Below are 18869 nucleotides of genomic sequence, written 5' to 3'. Positions count from 1 at the left end.
CCATCGACTTTCAAAGGACAGATATGAAACGCATCGCAATCACACTGCTGTTGCTGGCCGCCGCCGGCGCCAGCTTCGCCGGCAACAACGTCAAAACCGGCAAGCCCGCCGCCCAGCCGCTGGTTTCCTTCCCGGCCGCCGATCTGAAATGGCGTGAACTGCCCGGTACCGGCGGCATCAAGGTAGCCGACTTGCGCGGCAGCATCACCGGCAAGGGGGCTTATGACGCCTTCGTGATCTTCCCGGCGGGCAAGGACAATCCTTACCACCTGCACACGCAGAACCTGCCGACGGTGGTCCTGAAAGGCACGTTCTACGCCGTCATCGACGGCAAGCGCATCGAGTATCCGGCCGGTTCGTTCTATAACCTGCCGGCCAACATGCCGCATTACAGCGGTTGCGCCAAGGGCGACGATTGCCTGCTGTTCCAGTACCAGGCCGATCATTTCGACCTGGTTCCGGTCGAGAAAAAGTAATCCTGCCGTCTCCATGAAAAAAGGCTGCACCTTTGCGGGTGCAGCCTTTTTTCACGTCTGTGCGCCGGTCTACACGGACCAGCGCGGCGTAGCGTAATAGTCCGCCAGGAAATCGACGAAGGCGCGCACCTTGGGCGAAAGGTGATGGTTCTGCGGATACAGCACGTACAGGTCGCGCGATTGCAGCCGGTACTCGGGCAGCACTTCCACCAACTCGCCGCGCTTCAGGTCCTCGTGCACCACGAAGGTGGCCGATGCCGTGATACCCATGCCGGCGCGTGCGGCGGCGCAGACGATCAGGCCGGTGTTGGCCTGGACATTGCCGCTCAGGCTGACCAGTTGCTCGCGGCCGTCAGGGCCGATGAATACCAGTTCGGTCGTTTGCAACGCGAGCGAATACGCCAGGAAATTATGCTGCTGCAAATCCTTGGGTTCGCGCGGCGTACCGTGTTTTTCCAGATAGGCGGGCGTCGCCACCAGCGCCATGTCGCTGACCGCCAGCCGCTTGGCAACCAGCGTCGAATCGGGCAAAGAACGCGTGATGCGCAAGCCGACGTCGAACTCTTCGCTGATGAGGTCGACGAAACGGTCATTGCAGACCACATCGACTTTCAGCTCGGGATACGCCTGCATGAATTGCGGCAGCCAGTTGGGCATTTCCAGCGTGCCGAACACCATCGGCGCATTGATGCGCAGCACGCCGCCCGGCCGCGCATGGTGATGCGAAACCACGCGCGCGGCGTCTTCCACCTGGTCGATGATGTCGATGCAACGCTGGTAATAGAGCTGGCCGACTTCGGTCAGCGAGAAACGCCGCGTAGTGCGGTTGAGCAACTGCGCGCCGAGCAACTCCTCGAGCTGGCGCACCTGGCGCGACACCACCGTGTGCGAGATGTCGAGCGCCTCGGCGGCGGCCGAGAAACCGCCGCTTTCCACCACGCGCCGGAAGATGCGCATTGCCGCCAGTTGATCCATTGCTCCTCCTCGGAAAACTAACTTATCGGAAAGCGCCGTCCGCCAGTGCAAAGCCCTTGAGGAATTCCGCCGCCGGCAAACGCTTTCCGCCCGGCTTTTGCAATTCCGTGACGTGCAGTACGCCCTCGCCGCAGGCTACTTTGACGCCGTCATGCGCATTGGCGGCGAGGACGCTGCCGGGTGCAGCGCCGGTCTTTTCAGCCAGCGCCTGCGCCTGCCACAGCTTGACGGTGACGTCGCCCGAAGGCGTCGCAAACTGCGCCGAGCCGACCGGGAAAGGATTGAAGGCGCGGATCTTGCGCGCCAGCACGGCGGCAGGCTGCGTGAAGTCCAGCGCAGCTTCTTCCTTGGCGACCTTGGCGGCGTAGTTGGCGCCTTCGTCCGGTTGCGGCGTGGCCGGCAATGCGCCCTGCTCCAGCTTGCGCACCGCCTCGACGATCATCTTGCCGCCCAGCGCAGCCAGCTTGTCGTGCAGGCTGGCGGTGGTGTCGTCGGCAGCGATGGGCAGCGACTCGACCAGCAGCATCGGGCCGGTGTCGAGTCCCTCTTCCATCTGCATGATGGTGATGCCGGTTTCGTTGTCGCCGGCTTCGATGGCGCGATGGATCGGCGCCGCGCCGCGCCAGCGCGGCAGCAGCGACCCGTGGATATTGATGCAACCCAGGGGCGGAATATCCAGCACGCTGCGCGGCAGGATCAGGCCGTAGGCGGCGACGATCATGAGGTCGTGCGGCGTGTTGCGCAGCAGCTCGTGCGCCTCGCGCGCGACGTCCGGATATTTTCCGTCCAGGCGCAGCGACACCGGTTGCGCCACCGGCGTGCCGTGCGCCAGCGCGCATTGCTTCACCGGCGAAGCCTGCAACTGCATGCCGCGACCGGCGGGACGATCGGGCTGGGTCAGCACCAGCGTGATGTCGTGTCCCGCGGCGTACAGCGCTTCCAGCGCAACGGCGGCGAATTCGGGGGTTCCGGCGTAGATGATTTTCATGGTCTTGCTCGTTCAGAGGTTTCGTTTTTTGTGCGGCGCTTTGGAAAACGCGAAGTCGTACACGCTGTTGGGCAGCAGCCGCAGCAGCTTGGCGACCACGCCCATCTGCCACGGGATCACGCGATAACTGTCGCCGGCGGCGATCGCCGCCAACGCGCGCGCCGCGAATTTCTGCACCGGCATCAGGAAAGGCATGCGGTAGTGATTGACCTGCGTCATCGGTGTGTCGATGTAGCCGGGCGCAATCGTCACCACCTTGATGCCGCTGGCGCGCAGTTCGATGCGCAGCGATTCGCAATAGCTGATGACCGCCGCCTTCGATGCACTATACGCCTCGGCGCCGGGCAGACCGCGGATACCGGCGACGCTGCCGATGCCGACCAGGCGGCAGTCCTGCGGCCGCGCTTTCATCTGATCCTTCATCGCGGCGATGAACGGATGGAAGGTAGCGACCGTGGCCGTCACGTTGGTGGCGATGATGCGCTCGAAGACCGGAATGTCTTCGGCGTATTCGGTCAGCGTGCCTTGCGAGATACCGGCGTTGGCGATCACCACGTCAATGCCACCGGCCACCGCGAGGAAATCCTGCGCCGCCTCCTGTAGCGCGCCGTGGTCGGTGACGTCCAGCACGTACAGCTGATGGCGCTCGGGATGGGCGAGTCCGGCGCGCAGCTGTTCCAGCATGTCGCGGCGGCGCGCGACCAGCCCTAGCATCGCGCCTTGCTGCGCGTAGGCCGCGGCCAGCGCGGCGCCGATGCCGCTCGATGCTCCGGTGATGAAGACTCGCTGCATGCAGTCCCTTCCGTTCGATGGTTATCCGTGCGCGCTAATAAAAACGGCCCGTTCTCTCGCGAGCGACGGACCGTGTTCGGCGCGGTGAAGCTTATTTCTTCTTGGCCGGCTTGGCTGCTTCAGCCGGCTTGTCGGCGCCTTTTTCCGCCGCCAGCTTGGTCAGCAGATGATCCATCACTTGCAGCGATGCGGCTTGTTGCATGGATTCAGGCTGATTGGCCATGGAGGCGCCGGCAATCGACGGCGAGGTCAGGTAACGGCCGTCGATGGCGATGGTCGGCACACCGTCGATTTTGTATTGTTCCTGCAGCTGCGAGGCGCGACGTACCTTGGTCTGGACGCCGAAGGAGTTGTACAGGTCGAGGAATTTCTGTTTGTCGATGCCTTGCTTCTCGATGAACTCCAGGATGGTCTTGTCGGTGTCGACGCGTTGACGATCAACGTGGATGGCCTGGAAAATCTTCGGATTCATTTCCGCGGTCTTGCCCATCGCCTCGAGCGCGTAGTACAGCTTTTGCTGGGGGATGAATGAGTCGCGGAAAGCGACCGGCACTTGCTTGAAGACAATCTTGTCGCCCTGCTTCTTGACCCACGCCGTCAATGCCGGATCGAAGGCGGCGCAATGCGGGCAGCTGTACCAGAAGAATTCTGTGACTTCGATCTTCTTGCCCGACTCGGTCGGCTGGGCTTGCTCCAGCGTACGATAGTCGGTGCCGTTCTGTGGATTGGCGGGAGACGCGCCGGCCGAAACGGCCAGCAAACCCAGGCTGATGGCAGCGAGAGCATGACGGAACAAACGCATAATTCTTAACCCCTTCTCAAGGTATTCGCAAATAAATATGATGGCGGACCGTCATGCCGGGGCTAAAAGCCGAACCACGGCGACAAATGGGGAAACAGTCCTTATTTTGGTATGCGCACGATGGCTGCATCGACGCCGCTGTCAGACAACTTGCTGCGCATCCGGTTCACTGTCTCCTGCTGACCGATGGGGCCAATCCGTACGCGGTACAGCGTACCGTTGTCGGAAGGCCGTTCGCTGACCTTGGCTTCGAAACCGAGCAGCGCCAGCTTGGCGCGTGCGTTTTCGGCGTCGGCCTGTTCACGGAAGGCGCCGGTCTGCAGGAAATAGGTCCACTTGTCGTCGACCGCGCTGTCGGACTTGGCCGGCGCTTCCTTGGTGATGGCGGTCAGCTTGTCCTTGTCCTTCGGTACGTCGGCCTTCGGCGCCGGTGGCGTGTCGGGCTTCTTGGCTTCCGGCGCGGGCTTTTCCTGATCAGGATTCTTGGGCGCCGGCGGGGCTTCCTTGGCAACGTCCTTGTTGCCGTAGAGCGGCTTGTTCGGATCGGCGGACTGGCCCGGCGACAGCTCGGTGCGCTCCTGCTTGGCGACCTTGTTGACGAATGGAATCGGCGACTTGGTAATCATCAGCGCGACGACCACGGCGATGCCGAGACCAACGATGAGACCGAGGATCAGGCCCAGGAACGTGCCGCCGGCCTGCTTGCGTAAAATCGGGTGGTGTTGTTTCACTTGTGTCTTCATTACAGGGTTACATTCTTGTCGGGGCGGAAACGCCGATCAATGCCAGGCCGTTGCGCAGCACCTGGCGGGTCGCACTCATGAGCGCCAGGCGCGCCATCCTGGTTGGGACATCGTCGACCAGCACGCGTTCCGCATTGTAGTAGCTATGCAATTCGCCTGCCAGATCGCGCAGGTAGAAAGCCACCTGATGCGGCCCAAGCTCCTGCAGCGCATGGGCCAGCGCTTCCGGATATTCGGCCAGCTTGGCCAGCAGGCTGACTTCGCGCGGCGCGGTCAGGGGCGACAGGTCGGTCACCTGATCGAGACCGGCTTCATCGCCGGCCCACTGGTTCAGCACCGAGCAGATGCGCGCGTGGGCGTACTGGACGTAGTAAACCGGATTTTCGTCGTTGCGGGTCAGCGCGACGTCGACGTCGAAGACGAATTCGCTGTCGGCCTTGCGCGAGATCAGGAAGAAACGCACCGCGTCGCGGCCCCTCGTCAAATCCTGGAGATCGCCGGCGTCAGTTTCGGCGTCGGCGTCCGTGCCATTGGACCATTCGATCAGGTCGCGCAGCGTGACATAGGAGCCGGCGCGCTTGGAGATCTTCACCTCTTCGCCGTTCTTCATGACGGTGACCATCTTGTGCAGCACGTAGTCGGGATAGCCTTGCGGGATGCCGACATTGGCCGCCTGCAAACCGGCGCGCACGCGTGCGATGGTGCCGTGGTGGTCGCTGCCCTGGATGTTGATGACCTTGCCGAAACCGCGCTGCCACTTGGTGATGTGGTAGGCGACATCGGGCACGAAGTAGGTGTAGGTGCCGTCGCCCTTCTTCATGACGCGATCCTTGTCGTCGCCGTAGTCGGTGGTCTTGAGCCACAGCGCGCCGTCCAGTTCGTAGGTCTTGCCGGCCTTGATCAGTGCGTCGACCGCTGCGGCGACCTTGCCTTCGGTGTACAGCGACGATTCCAGGTAATAGTTGTCGAACCTGACGCCGAAGGCCTGCAAGTCCAGATCCTGCTCGCGGCGCAGGTAGGCCACGGCGAAGCGGCGGATCGATTCGATGTCGTCGACGTCGCCGCTGGCGGTGGCCGGCTCGCCGTCGCTGGCGGCGACTGTCTTCTTGGCCTTGAAATCGTCGGCGATATCGGCGATGTAGTCGCCGTTATAGGCCGACTCCGGCCAGCCCGCGTCGCCCGGCTTGAAACCCTTGGCACGCGCCTGCACCGAAGTCGCCAGCGTGGCGATCTGGACGCCGGCGTCGTTGTAATAGAACTCGCGCGTGACGTCGTAGCCCTGCGACTGCAGCAGCGCCGACATGGCGTCGCCGAGCGCGCCCTGGCGGCCGTGGCCGACATGCAGCGGACCGGTCGGATTGGCGGAGACGAACTCGACCAGCACCTTCTTGCCGGCGCCGGCGCTGCTCTTGCCGTATTGCGCGCCTTCGGCCAGCACCACTTTCACCACGGCCTGCTTGGCGGCTTCGGCCACGCGCAGGTTGATGAAGCCGGGGCCGGCGATGTCGGCGGAGGAGATCAGTTCTTCGCGGCCGGGCTGCGACAGCACGCCGTCGACCAGCGCCTGCGCCAGTTCGCGCGGGTTTTTCTTGAGCGGTTTGGCCAGTTGCATGGCCAGGTTGCAGGCGATGTCGCCATGCGACGGGTCGCGCGGACGCTCCAGGGTGATCGCCGGCGTCAGGCCGGAGCCCTCGATCAGCGGCGCCATGGCGGCCTGGAATAATTCGGTGATGCGTTGTTTTTGTTGGGCGAGCATGGGAACAGATGGGGTCGGCGGCAGCGCTGACACGCCAGCCGCACATTGATGAATATATAAACCCCGGATTATACCGGCTTGCCGCGCTTGGATTGAAGGCGATCTTGCAGGCGCGGTTTCGATATCACGCCGCCGATTGCACCGCCGCTGACGACGCCTGGCGATAAAGATGCACGATGCGCAACAAACGGCCGACCGGGATGCCCATGAACAAGCCGTACAGCAGGCTGACCGCCAGCGTGAACAGGACGCCCTGGACGTACTGGGAGTGCATTGCCTGCAATACGCCCACAGTGTATTTGACCGCAAACACGCTGACCATCATCAACAAGGGCATCCAGCTGCCGCGCAGCCAGACCGTGCCGCGGTCCGGATAGGGGGTGATGCCGGAACGCCCGGCCGCCGTCGCGCTCAACACGCCGCTGACCAGCGCCGCCAGCGCGGCTACTGCCAGGGCCCGGGCATCGGCGTGCGCTTGCTGGTACAGGCCGTTCAGCGACAAGACCAGCAGCAGCAGCGGGATCAGCGCCACCTTGAACAGGGGACTTTCGCGGTCGGCGGCGGCCAGCCAGCCGCGATAGACCAGGAAGGCCAGCATGGCCCAGACCCACAGCGGCGTATGAATGATGATTTGTTGCAACATGGCGGCTCCGGCAAGAAGGAATAACAGGAACGAAAGGAACAAAAGGGATGCCGCCACGTTAGCGAAGCCCTGCGCGCGATACCAGCGCCGTGCGATGAATGGTGCGAAAACGGCGGGCTGCAGGGGTTTTGATGCGACGAAAGGGCGCGCCGGAGCGGCGCATTGCGCTCAGATATCGACCGGATCGACTTCCAGCGACCATTTGGCGCGCGTCTTCGTCTGGCGCAAGACTTCCATCCAGTCGCGCAGGAAGGCCTGCAAGGCCGGCCGCGACGGGCATTCGATCAACAGCTGGGCGCGTTCGACGTTGGCTACGCGCGTCATGGTCATGGGGATGGGATCGTTGATGGTGATGCCGGGATGCTCCAGGCAGGTCGCCGCATCCTGCAGGAAAGCCAGTGCGACGTCGAGTTCGGCCGCCTCGGCGCGCAGCAGCGCCTGGTAGAGGAACGGCGGCAATGCCGCTTGCTGGCGCTCTTCGAGCAACTGGGTGGCAAAGCCGTCGTAGTCGTGCGCAGCCACCGCACCGTACAGCGGATGATGCGGATAGCGGCTCTGAATCAGTACTTCGCTGGGCGAGCCGCCCTCCTTCTGCCCGGCCCGGCCCGCGCGGCCCGCGACCTGCATCAGTTGCGCGAATAAACGCTCGCTGGCGCGATAGTCATGCGAAAACAGCGCGGTGTCGGGATTCATCACCCCCACCAGCGTCAGGCGCTTGAAGTCGTGCCCCTTGGCGACCATCTGCGTGCCGATCAGGATATCGACTTCGCCGCGGTGCACGCTGTCGAAGGCATTTTGGGCCGAACCCTTGAGACGCGTGGAATCGGCGTCGATGCGCAAGATGCGCGCCTCCGGGAACATCGCCTGCAGGCCTTCTTCCACGCGCTGGGTGCCGCGCCCCAGCGGTTGCAGGTCGACGTTGCCGCAGGTCGGGCAGGCTTTGGGGATATACAGTTCCAGGCTGCAATGGTGGCAGCGCAGGCGCCGCTCGGGCTTGTGCAGCACCATGAACGAGGTGCAGCGCATGCAGTTGCTGATCCAGCCGCAGGCGTCGCAATTGAGTACCGGTGCATAGCCGCGCCGGTTGAGGAACAGCAGCGACTGCTCGCCGCGCTCCAGGCGCAGCTTGAGGGCCGCCACCAGCGTCGAGGTCAGGCCGTCGTTGGGCCGGTCGCGCTCCATGTCGATCATCTTGACCTTGGGCAGCACGGCGTCGCGCACCGCACGCTCGCGCAGCTGCAGCTTGCGGTAACGGCCGGCCTGGGCGTGCTGCCAGGTTTCCAGCGAGGGCGTGGCCGAACCCAGCACCACCGGAATCGCCAGCTGGTGCGCACGCCAGACCGCCAGGTCGCGCGCCGAGTAACGCAGGCCTTCCTGCTGCTTGTAGGACGGATCGTGCTCTTCGTCGATCACGATGAGCTTGAGATGCGGCAGCGACGACAGGATCGCCAGCCGCGTGCCGAGCACGATGCGCGCCTGGCCCTGGTGCGCCGCCAGCCAGCTGAGCGTACGCTCGCCTTCGGCCAGGCCGCTGTGCAGGCTGACCACGTGCACGCCCGGAAAGCGCGCGCGGATATTCGATTCGAGCTGCGGCGTCAGGTTGATTTCAGGCACCAGCACCAGTACCTGGGCGACTTCGCCGGCTGCTTCGTGCTGCGCCAGGATGCGCGCCGCCGCCTGCAGGTAGACCTCGGTCTTGCCGCTGCCGGTCACGCCGTACAGCAGCAGCGGCGCAAACCCCCGGGCGTCGGCGATGGCGTCGACGGCCTCTTGTTGTTCAGGCTTCAACTGCGGCGTGTTGACCGGGTTGCCGTCGTGGCCGGCATCGAGCTTGGCCAGCTTCTTGAGCGCGCGGTCGAGCGCGGTCGTGGTCAGGGTGCGCAAGTTCTTCGGCAAACCCGGCAACGCCACCTCACCCAGCGGGCGCTGGTAATAATCGGCGGCGAAACCGCACAGCGCCAGCCATTGCGGCGGCAGCGGCGCCAGCTGGCTGCGCACCGCCAGCACGTCCTTGAGCTTGCCGTCCGGCACCTCGGTCTGTTCGGCCAGGCCGATGATCAGGCCCGCCACCTCGCGACGGCCGAACGGCACGATCGCCAGTTGGCCGATTTGCGGCAGGGCCTCGTCGCCCTGGCGGCGCCAACGGTAGTCGAAGGTCCTGTCAAGCGGGGTATCGAGAACGATCTGAAGGATGCGTTGTTCCACGAACTTAATGTGATTCCTGAAAAGATGACCTAAGTAACGGTTTCATAACTACTTTTTAGGCTATCCACAAAACCTGTGGATAACTTTGTGCATAACCCGGGCTTGACAGCGATTTTCCCAGTCTGGATGCGGGTTTCAATAAATTGCTCAAATCAAAAGCAAAATTTAAATCCTTAAAAATCAATGACTTGCAAAACATGCCGCCGCCTATGAAATTTATTTTTAAATTTTTATATTGCCGCGCACAAGAGCGATTTTGTGCATAAGTCTGCTTTTCTGCACCGAAAAGGTATCGCGGCGAGATCGTTCGCACTACTTTCTGTCAAGCAAATTTTGTCGGGAGAATCCTGACAGCGCAGTAGGATTCCGCGCCGGTTTCTAAAGTAAAACGTTAAAAAAGCGTGTAACTCACGGTTTCATAAGTGCTTTTTCAACTATCCACAATTCCTGTGGATAACTTTGTGGGCAACTCCCTCTTGACAGCCCCGAAGCCCACGTTTCATGCGGGTCTCGATAGTTTGCTCAAATCCCGCGCAAGAAACAAATTCTTTAAAAATCAATGACTTGCAAAAATTCGAAAATCATCGCTTTACAAATATGGATATGAATGATTCCCACTAAGGAAAGCGCCGTTCGTGTGCATAACTGCGCATGCGCGCGGCCCCGATGTGCATCGCGCCGCATGCTGGTGAGTATGTACTGTGTTTTCAGCGGCTTATCGTTTTCCGCCCGGCCGGAATCAGCCGCGCAGTTCCCGGCTGATGCCATGCACCGCCTCCACCAGGGTCGTGACAGACTCCGGCGGGGTGAACTGGGAGATCCCGTGGCCGAGGTTGAACACGTGACCTGCGCCGGCGGCGGGCTTGCCGAAGGATTCCAGCAACTTGCGCACTTCGGCCTGGATCTGCGCCGGTCCGGCAAACAGCACGTTGGGATCGAGGTTCCCCTGCAGCGCCACCTTGTCGCCGACGCGGCGACGCGCATCGGCCAGGTTGACGGTCCAGTCCAGCCCTACGGCATCGGCGCCGATGTCGGCGATCTGCTCGAGCCACAATCCGCCGCCTTTGGTGAAGACGATCGCCGGGATCCTGACGCCGTCCTTGTCGCGCTTGAGCTGGCGCATGACTTCACGCATGTAGTCCAGCGAAAACGCCTGGTACACGCCGTCAGCCAGCGCCCCACCCCAGGTGTCGAAAATCATCACGGCCTGGGCGCCGGCGTCGATCTGCGCATTCAGGTAAGCGGCGACGGCGGCGGCGTTAGTCCTGAGGATGTGGTGCATCAGGTCCGGACGGTCGTACAGCATGGCCTTGACGATGCGGAAATCGTCGGAACCGCCGCCTTCGACCATATAGCAGGCCAACGTCCACGGGCTGCCCGAGAAACCGATCAGCGGCACGCGGCCGTCCAGTTCGGTACGGATCTGGGTGACGGCGTCGAACACGTATTGAAGACTGTCCAGTTGCGGCGCCTGCAGCGCCAGCACGGCCTTTTCATCGCGCAGCGGGCGCTCGAACTTCGGCCCCTCGCCATCGGCGAAGAACAGGCCCAGACCCATCGCATCGGGCACGGTCAGGATGTCGGAAAACAGGATCGCCGCGTCCAGCGGATAACGCTCGAGCGGCTGCAGCGTGACTTCAGTGGCGTAATCAGGATTCTTGGCCAGGCCCAGGAACGAACCGGCGCGCGCGCGCGTGGCGCGGTATTCGGGCAGGTAGCGGCCGGCCTGGCGCATCAGCCACAGCGGCGTGTAATCGGTCGGCTGGCGCAGCAAGGCGCGCAGGAAGGTATCGTTCTTGAGCGGAGCAAATTGAGGCATAGGCGTTCTGGAGCAATCTGGACTTCATGTTGGCCGCATCGGCAATCTTCTATTATCTCATCCAAACCGCAAAACAGCCCTGCCCGATTGATGGCCGGGGCTGGTGGTGATATCGTCTTTGCTTCACAAAAATAATCAGGAGACGACATGAAGAAATACCTCGGGAAATGGCTGCTGCCCCTCACACTGCTGTGCGCCGGCCTGGCGATGCAGACCGCCGGCGCCGCCGAAAGCAGCCGCCTCGACGAAGTGATCAAGTCCGGCAAGTTGCGGGTGTGCATGACCGGCGATTACAAGCCGTTCACCTATTTCAAGACCGACAATACGTTTGAAGGCATGGACGTCGACCTGGCGCAATCGCTGGCCAAGTCGCTGGGCGTCGAGGTGCAGCTGGTCAAGACCACCTGGACCAACCTGATGAGCGACTTCCTGGCCAAATGCGACATCGCCATGGGCGGCGTGTCGGTCACGCTGGATCGCCAGAAGAAGGCCGGTTTCGCGGTCTCGCACATGGTCGACGGCAAGTCGCCGATTGTGCGCTGCGCCGACGTCGCCAAGTTCCAGACGCTGGACATGATCGACCAGCCCGGCACGCGCGCGATCTTTAATCCGGGCGGCACCAACGAGCGTTTCGCGCGCGCCAATTACAAACGGGCGCAACTGATCCTGCATCCGGACAACGTCACGATTTTCCAGCAGATCATCGACGGCAAGGCCGACGTCATGGTCACCGACGCCAGCGAGACCTTGTGGCAGGCGAAACAGCATCCGGAGCTGTGCCCGGTCCATCCGGAGCAGCCGCTGCAATTCTCGGAAAAAGCATTCATGCTGCCGCGCGCCGATGTCGCCTTCAAGGAATACGTGGACGCCTGGATGCATTTGCAGAAAGCCACCGGCGAGTACGACCGCGTGCTCAACAAGTGGCTGCATTGATATTGATGCGCGGATAGGTTTTTAGCCATACGACGCCCGCCGGTAACGCGGGCGTTTTTATTTCAGCGTGCGCAAACCTGCGACGGTTGCCTGCGCCAGTTGTTGCGCCCAGAGGCGCGCGCCGGCGGCAGACGGATGATAACCATCGCGCGCCATCAGGCTGCGATCGCGCGCGTCGCTGCGCACCGGCACGTAGATCGCCCGCTGCAGTGCCGATGCCAGCTGCTGCGCGGTGCGGCTGAGCGCAGCGGCCTTCATGCCCAGCACCTGCCGCAAAGGTTGCGGCAATGCAGGAAACAGATGCAGCGGCGGCGCTCCCGAAATGATCAGCAAGCGGGGCGACAGTTGCTGCTGCAAAGCGCGCGTCAGCGCCTCCAGGTCGCGGCGATAACGGCCCGTGCTGTGAAAGGCGGTGCTGTCGTTGACGCCGAAGGCGACCAGTACGATGCGGAGCTCCCGTTCCTGCGGCATCGCCATTTGCGCCAGTTGCGGCAAGAGGTCTTGACGGGCGTCAGCCACCGTGGCGCCATTCTTGCCGAAGGCGCACCACCGCACTGGCCGCTGCAACGCGTCGGCCAGTTCCCGCGCAAACTGCGCAGTGACGGCTTGCTCCTGGCATTCCACGCCCACGCCGGCCACGGGCGATTCGCCGATCGCGATCAGCACCACCGGAGCGGCATCGTCGGCATCGGCCGGCGTGCACCATCCTTCACGTGCGCCGTCCGCTTCCGGCAAACGCGGCGTGATGCGGCGCGTGCGCTTGCCTTGCACCAGCAGCCAGGGTAGCAGCGGCAAGGCCAGCAATTCAGGCAGCCAGCGACGCACGCTTACACCACCTTGAGGCCGGTGAGTTCTTTCTTGCCCGGTGGGAAGGCCAGCTTCATCGCCTGCAAGGTCTCCAGCACCACGCCTGCAATGGCCAGGTTACGGTGGGTCTTGGAGTTCGACGGAATCACATACCACGGCGCGTGATCGGCATCGGTGGCCTGGATCGCCTGGCTGTAGACCTTCTGGTAGTCGTCCCAGCTCTTGCGTTCCTCCAGATCCTGCAACTCGAATTTCCAGTGTTTGGAAGGATCGTCCACCCGTTCCTGCAGCCGCGCGCGCTGCTCGTCTTTGGAAATGTGCAGAAAGAATTTCAGCACCACGGTGCCGGTCTCGCTGAGCAAGCGTTCGAAGTCATTGATCTGCGCGTAGCGGCGCTTGCACTCGGCCGCATCGATCCAGTCATGCACGCGCGTGATCAGCACATCCTCGTAGTGGCTGCGATTGAAGACGGCCAGTTCACCTTTGGCCGGCACCTGCTGATGGATGCGCCACAGATAGTCGTGCTGCAGTTCAAGCTGGCTCGGCGCCTTGTAGCTGACGATGCGCAGGCCTTGCGGATTGACGCTGCCGAATACGCCTGACACGGTGCCATCCTTACCGCTGGTATCCATGCCTTGCAGCACCACCAGCACTTTGCGCTCGTGCTGCGCGAACAGCATTGCCTGCTGCTCGGCGATCTGCGCCGCCAGCGTCTGGACCTGCAATTTGTCGGCGGCCTTGTCGCCGCTCGAGAGCGGCTTGGCGCCGGCGTTTTCGTCCTGGATTTCCTGCTTTTTATTGGCGCGGAATTGCTCGCGTATACCCATCGTGACGATCTCCTGTGTGGCTTTTGCCGCAATGAAAGCGATTGGACTACAACACCCCGTGGGTAATTCCCATGGCGTGATCCACCTTGATGCAGCGGTCCATGATGACTTTCAGGCCGGCAGCCTCGGCTTTGGCTGCGGCGGCGTGATTGACGATGCCCTGCTGCATCCACACGCAGGCAACGCCGATGGCGATGGCCTCATCCACCACAGGCGGAATGTCCGCCGACTTGCGGAAGCAATCCACGATGTCGATCCTGACCTGGCCGGCCAGCGCCTCGACGGCTTCGGTGAGACTGGCGTAGCAATGCTCGCCGAGGATCTGCTGGCCGGCGTACATGGGATTGACCGCGACGATGCGATAGCCCTGGCGCTGCATGTAGGCGGTGACGTCGTAGCTGGGGCGATCGGGACGATTGGACAGGCCGACGACGGCGATGACTGGCTTGGCGCTCATGGACAACTCCTGTGTGAAGAGCTTATTGCCGCCTTCTTCCGGCTACGGCAACGGACATTCGGGAACAGTCACTTTAACCGATCGGGCACGAAGGCGTCGTGCGTCGTCATCATCATTAACAGCGGCTGCAGCAACAGCATCCGGAATACCGATAAAAATCCACGGGCAATAAAAAAGGCAGCCTGAGCTGCCTTTTTTAATGATGCTGAAGATGCCGTTGCTGCAGGGCGTTCGTAATCGACGCTTTAATCAACGCTTCTGACGCAGTTTCGCGATCGCCGCCAATTGCGCCACTGCCGTCGCCAATTCGGCTTGTGCAGCTGCGTAATCGATTTGGGAGTCGCGATTCGCCAGGGCTTCTTCCGCGAGTTTCTTCGCGGCGCTGGCCTTGGCTTCGTCCAGGTCCGAGCCGCGGATCGCGGTGTCGGCCAGAACGGTTACGGTGTCAGGCTGCACTTCCAGCAAACCACCGGCGACGAATACGAATTCTTCGTGCGCCTGGCCAGGAATCTTGATGCGTACTGCACCTGGCTTGATGCGCGTGATCAAGGGGGTGTGGCGAGGATAAATCCCCAGCTCACCCGCTTCACCCGGCAACGCGACGAATTCCGCCTCGCCGGAGAAGATTTCTTCTTCGGCGGAGACTACGTCGACGTGAATAGTATGTGCCATATCGTTTCCTATCCGGTCAGCCGTCTTGCCCTGGCTTCAGGCAACAACGGCTTCGCGAGAATCAAGAGATCTTAGTTGATCTTCTTGGCCTTTTCGATTGCTTCTTCGATCGTGCCAACCATGTAGAACGCTTGTTCCGGCAGGTGATCGAGTTCGCCGCTAGCGATCATCTTGAAGCCCTTGATCGTGTCTTTCAGCGAAACGTATTTACCTGGCGAACCGGTAAACACTTCGGCAACGTGGAACGGTTGCGACAGGAAACGTTGCATCTTGCGAGCGCGCGCCACCAGCAGCTTGTCTTCCGGAGCCAGTTCGTCCATACCCAGAATCGCGATAATGTCGCGCAATTCCTTGTAGCGTTGCAGGATACCTTGAACAGCGCGGGCTGTTTCGTAGTGTTCCTGACCGACGACTTGCGGATCCAGTTGGCGCGATGTCGAATCGAGTGGATCGACCGCAGGGTAGATACCCAGCGAAGCGATGTCACGCGACAGAACGACGGTCGAGTCCAAGTGGGCAAACGTGGTTGCAGGCGACGGGTCGGTCAAGTCATCCGCTGGAACGTAGACGGCCTGGATCGATGTGATCGAACCGGTCTTGGTCGAAGTGATGCGCTCTTGCAGACGGCCCATTTCTTCAGCCAGCGTCGGTTGGTAACCCACTGCGGAAGGCATACGGCCCAGCAGCGCGGACACTTCGGTACCGGCCAGTGTGTAACGGTAGATGTTGTCGACGAAGAACAGAACGTCCTTGCCTTCATCACGGAAACCTTCAGCGATCGTCAGACCGGTCAGCGCCACGCGCAGACGATTGCCCGGCGGTTCGTTCATCTGACCGTAGACCATGGCGACCTTGGAGTTTTCCGGGGTTTCCAGATCCACGACCTTGGCGTCGGCCATTTCGTGATAGAAGTCGTTACCTTCGCGAGTACGCTCACCCACACCTGCGAACACGGACAAGCCGCTGTGCGCCTTGGCGATGTTGTTGATCAGTTCCATCATGTTCACGGTCTTGCCCACACCCGCGCCACCGAACAGACCGACTTTACCGCCCTTGGCGAACGGGCAAACCAGGTCAATCACCTTGATGCCGGTTTCCAGCAGTTCCTGCGACGGCGACAGTTCGTCGTATGCAGGAGCCTTGCGGTGGATCGTTGCTGTTTGTGCGTGGCTCACGGGACCGCATTCGTCGATCGGGTTGCCCAGAACGTCCATGATGCGGCCGAGAGTGGCCTTACCGACCGGCACAGTGATGCCCTTGCCGGTGTTCTTGATTGTCATACCACGACGCAGACCATCCGAAGTACCCAGTGCAATCGTACGAACGACACCGTCGCCGAGCTGCTGCTGAACTTCCAGCGTCAGTTCCGAGCCATCCATCTTCAAGGCGTCGTAAATCTTAGGCATCGCGTCGCGTGGAAACTCAACGTCCACAACAGCGCCGATACACTGAACGATTTTGCCATCAGCCATTTTCGTTCCTTCAATATATAAAATTAAATACTGTTACGCATCTCTGCATTACGTCGTTAGACCGCTGCCGCACCGGCGACGATTTCGGACAGTTCCTTGGTAATCGCGGCCTGACGAGTCTTGTTGTAAACCAACTTCAACTCGCCGATCACGTTACCGGCGTTATCGCTTGCTGCCTTCATCGCCACCATACGGGCCGATTGCTCGGACGCCATATTTTCGGCCACGGCCTGGTAGATCAGTGCTTCGACATAACGCACCAGCAACTCGTCCACCACGCTTTGCACGTCGGGTTCGTAGATGTAGTCCCACGAATGCGCGCCTTCGTCCGCTTGCAACTTGTCGCTCGAGAGCGGCAACAGTTGCTGCAGCGTCGGCTCCTGACGCATCGTGTTGATGAATTTGGTATAGACCAAATAGACTGCATCCAGCTTGCCTTCCTGGTAAGCGTCGAGCAGCACCTTGACGGGGCCGATCAGCTTTTCCAGGTGCGGCGTATCGCCGACCTGAACCACGTGCGACACCACTTTGGCGCCGATGCGATTCAGGAAACCGAAACCCTTGTTGCCGATCGCAACAGTCTCGATTGCGTTGCCTTGCGCTTCCAGTTCACGGATCTTCGCAGTGGCCAGGCGCAAGGAGTTGGTGTTCATGCCGCCGCACAGACCCTTATCGGTCGTGACGACGATGAAACCCACCTTCTTGGCGCTGTCCTGCTTGACCATGAACGGATGCGTGTACTCCGGGTTGGCGCGCGACAAGTTCGAAGCGATGTTACGAATCTTGTCACTGTAGGGACGCGCCGCGTGCATCCGGTCCTGCGCCTTGCGCATTTTGGATGCAGCGACCATTTCCATCGCCTTGGTGATCTTCTTCGTATTTTCTACGCTCTTGATCTTGCCGCGTATCTCTTTACCTGTAGCCATGAGACAGACTCCTTATAGCTTCAGTGAGATTAGTACGCGCCGGATTTTTTGAAGTCGGCAATCGCCGCAGCCAGGGCCGCTTCAGCTTCTTTGTCCAGTTGCTTGGTGTCTTCGATCTTTTGCAGCAGGGCAGCGTGGCTGGTCTTCATGAAGTTATGAACACCGGCTTCGAATGCCAATACCTTCTTGACTTCGACGTCGTCCAGGAAGCCCTTGTTGACGGCGAACAAAGTCACGGCCATCAGCGAGATCGACAGCGGCGAGTACTGAGCCTGCTTCAGCAGTTCAGTCACGCGTGCACCGCGGTCCAGTTGCTTGCGGGTAGCTTCGTCGAGGTCGGAAGCGAACTGCGCGAACGCAGCCAGTTCACGATACTGCGCCAAGTCGGTACGAATACCGCCGGACAGGCTCTTGATGACTTTGGTCTGAGCAGCGCCACCGACGCGCGACACCGAAATACCGGCGTTGATCGCAGGACGGACACCGGCGTTGAACAGCGATGTTTCCAGGAAGATCTGACCGTCGGTAATCGAAATCACGTTGGTCGGAACGAATGCGGACACGTCGCCGGCTTGTGTTTCAATGATCGGCAGTGCTGTCAGCGAACCGGTCTTGCCCTTGACTTCGCCGTTGGTGAACTTCTCGACGTAATCAGGGTTGACGCGTGCTGCGCGTTCCAGCAGGCGGCTGTGCAGGTAGAACACGTCGCCCGGATAAGCTTCACGGCCCGGTGGACGGCGCAGCAGCAGGGAAACCTGACGGTAAGCAACCGCTTGCTTGGACAGATCGTCATACACGATCAGCGCGTCTTGACCGCGATCGCGGAAGTACTCGCCCATGGCGCAGCCGGAGTAGGCCGACACGTATTGCATCGCTGCCGACTCGGAAGCCGACGCGGCGACGACGATGGTGTACTCCATCGCGCCGTGCGATTCCAGCGAGCGCACGATGTTCTTGATCGACGATGCCTTTTGACCGATCGCGACGTAGATACATGTCACGTTCTGGCCCTTTTGATTGATGATCGCATCAATCGCAACAGCAGTCTTGCCGGTTTGGCGGTCGCCGATGATCAGTTCGCGTTGACCGCGGCCGATAGGCACCATGGAGTCGATCGACTTCAGGCCGGTTTGCATCGGCTCGGAAACGGATTGACGTGCGATAACGCCCGGAGCGATCTTTTCGATCGGGGCTGTCAGCTTGGCGTTGACCGGACCCTTGCCGTCGATAGGCTGGCCCAGCGCGTTGACCACGCGGCCGCGCAGTTCAGGACCGATAGGCACTTCCAGAATACGGCCTGTGCACTTGACGGTGTCGCCTTCGGAAATGTGCTCGTACTCGCCAAGAATAACGGCGCCAACGGAATCGCGCTCGAGGTTCAGCGCCAGACCGAATGTGTTGCCTGGGAATTCCAGCATCTCACCTTGCATCACGTCAGACAGACCATGGATACGGCAGATACCGTCGGACACGGAAATAACCGTGCCTTGATTGCGAATCTCAGCGGTATCGCCAAGGCCTTGAATCCGGCTCTTGATCAGCTCGCTGATTTCAGATGCGTTGAGTTGCATACTAA

The 18869-nt window shown here is 61.2% G+C and carries 18 protein-coding genes; 2 read left to right on the top strand and 16 right to left on the bottom strand.

Annotated features, from left to right (window positions below; genetic code table 11):
• Window positions 1–23 precede the first annotated feature (23 nt).
• Window positions 24–476, top strand: a complete 453-nt coding sequence (locus F506_RS03840) for a cupin domain-containing protein (protein ID WP_053195416.1) — start codon at window positions 24–26, stop codon at window positions 474–476.
• A 69-nt stretch (window positions 477–545) separates the two neighbouring features.
• On the opposite strand, the gene F506_RS03835 is transcribed toward F506_RS03840, so the two are convergent.
• The 9 genes from F506_RS03835 to hemE form a co-directional block, all read right to left on the bottom strand.
• Complete coding sequence (locus F506_RS03835; RefSeq protein WP_053195415.1) at window positions 546–1451, bottom strand: LysR family transcriptional regulator; 906 nt, start codon at window positions 1449–1451, stop codon at window positions 546–548.
• Between the two features lie 22 nt (window positions 1452–1473).
• Entirely contained in the window at window positions 1474–2439 is a 966-nt protein-coding gene (gene fmt / locus F506_RS03830; protein ID WP_053195414.1) for a methionyl-tRNA formyltransferase, read from the bottom strand.
• A 12-nt stretch (window positions 2440–2451) separates the two neighbouring features.
• On the bottom strand, window positions 2452–3231 hold the full coding sequence (locus F506_RS03825) for an SDR family oxidoreductase (protein ID WP_053195413.1): 780 nt from the start codon (window positions 3229–3231) through the stop codon (window positions 2452–2454).
• A gap of 91 nt (window positions 3232–3322) precedes the next feature.
• Complete coding sequence (locus F506_RS03820; protein ID WP_053195412.1) at window positions 3323–4033, bottom strand: thiol:disulfide interchange protein DsbA/DsbL; 711 nt, start codon at window positions 4031–4033, stop codon at window positions 3323–3325.
• A gap of 101 nt (window positions 4034–4134) precedes the next feature.
• Entirely contained in the window at window positions 4135–4776 is a 642-nt protein-coding gene (locus F506_RS03815) for an SPOR domain-containing protein (protein ID WP_053195411.1), read from the bottom strand.
• A 7-nt stretch (window positions 4777–4783) separates the two neighbouring features.
• The gene (gene argS, locus F506_RS03810) at window positions 4784–6532 is read right to left on the bottom strand and encodes an arginine--tRNA ligase (RefSeq protein WP_053195410.1); all 1749 of its coding nucleotides are present in this window, start codon (window positions 6530–6532) and stop codon (window positions 4784–4786) included.
• Between the two features lie 124 nt (window positions 6533–6656).
• Window positions 6657–7175: a DUF6622 family protein gene (locus F506_RS03805; RefSeq protein WP_053195409.1), complete on the bottom strand. Its 519-nt coding sequence runs from the start codon at window positions 7173–7175 to the stop codon at window positions 6657–6659.
• A 168-nt stretch (window positions 7176–7343) separates the two neighbouring features.
• On the bottom strand, window positions 7344–9380 hold the full coding sequence (locus F506_RS03800) for a primosomal protein N' (protein ID WP_053195408.1): 2037 nt from the start codon (window positions 9378–9380) through the stop codon (window positions 7344–7346).
• Between the two features lie 739 nt (window positions 9381–10119).
• Entirely contained in the window at window positions 10120–11199 is a 1080-nt protein-coding gene (gene hemE / locus F506_RS03795; protein WP_053195407.1) for a uroporphyrinogen decarboxylase, read from the bottom strand.
• Between the two features lie 147 nt (window positions 11200–11346).
• Here hemE and F506_RS03790 point away from each other — a divergent pair, with 147 nt between their 5' ends.
• Window positions 11347–12132: a transporter substrate-binding domain-containing protein gene (locus F506_RS03790; RefSeq protein WP_053195406.1), complete on the top strand. Its 786-nt coding sequence runs from the start codon at window positions 11347–11349 to the stop codon at window positions 12130–12132.
• A 57-nt stretch (window positions 12133–12189) separates the two neighbouring features.
• On the opposite strand, the gene F506_RS03785 is transcribed toward F506_RS03790, so the two are convergent.
• The 7 genes from F506_RS03785 to atpA form a co-directional block, all read right to left on the bottom strand.
• On the bottom strand, window positions 12190–12957 hold the full coding sequence (locus F506_RS03785) for an SGNH/GDSL hydrolase family protein (RefSeq protein WP_053195405.1): 768 nt from the start codon (window positions 12955–12957) through the stop codon (window positions 12190–12192).
• Between the two features lie 2 nt (window positions 12958–12959).
• On the bottom strand, window positions 12960–13766 hold the full coding sequence (locus tag F506_RS03780; RefSeq protein WP_053195404.1) for a PPK2 family polyphosphate kinase: 807 nt from the start codon (window positions 13764–13766) through the stop codon (window positions 12960–12962).
• A 46-nt stretch (window positions 13767–13812) separates the two neighbouring features.
• Window positions 13813–14223, bottom strand: a complete 411-nt coding sequence (locus F506_RS03775; protein ID WP_053195403.1) for a CoA-binding protein — start codon at window positions 14221–14223, stop codon at window positions 13813–13815.
• A 249-nt stretch (window positions 14224–14472) separates the two neighbouring features.
• Window positions 14473–14895, bottom strand: a complete 423-nt coding sequence (locus F506_RS03770) for a F0F1 ATP synthase subunit epsilon (protein ID WP_053195402.1) — start codon at window positions 14893–14895, stop codon at window positions 14473–14475.
• Window positions 14896–14966: 71 nt separating this feature from the next.
• Entirely contained in the window at window positions 14967–16367 is a 1401-nt protein-coding gene (gene atpD, locus F506_RS03765) for a F0F1 ATP synthase subunit beta (RefSeq protein ID WP_053195401.1), read from the bottom strand.
• 56 nt (window positions 16368–16423) lie between these two features.
• A complete protein-coding gene (atpG, locus tag F506_RS03760; protein WP_053195400.1) occupies window positions 16424–17293 on the bottom strand; it encodes a F0F1 ATP synthase subunit gamma in 870 nt (289 codons plus the stop codon).
• A 29-nt stretch (window positions 17294–17322) separates the two neighbouring features.
• A complete protein-coding gene (atpA, locus tag F506_RS03755; RefSeq protein WP_053195399.1) occupies window positions 17323–18864 on the bottom strand; it encodes a F0F1 ATP synthase subunit alpha in 1542 nt (513 codons plus the stop codon).
• Window positions 18865–18869: the final 5 nt, after the last annotated feature.

Source organism: Herbaspirillum hiltneri N3 (assembly GCF_001267925.1).
GTDB lineage: Bacteria > Pseudomonadota > Gammaproteobacteria > Burkholderiales > Burkholderiaceae_D > Herbaspirillum > Herbaspirillum hiltneri.
The sequence above is the reverse complement of the archived record's forward strand: the minus strand, read 5'-3'. Positions and strand labels throughout refer to the sequence as shown.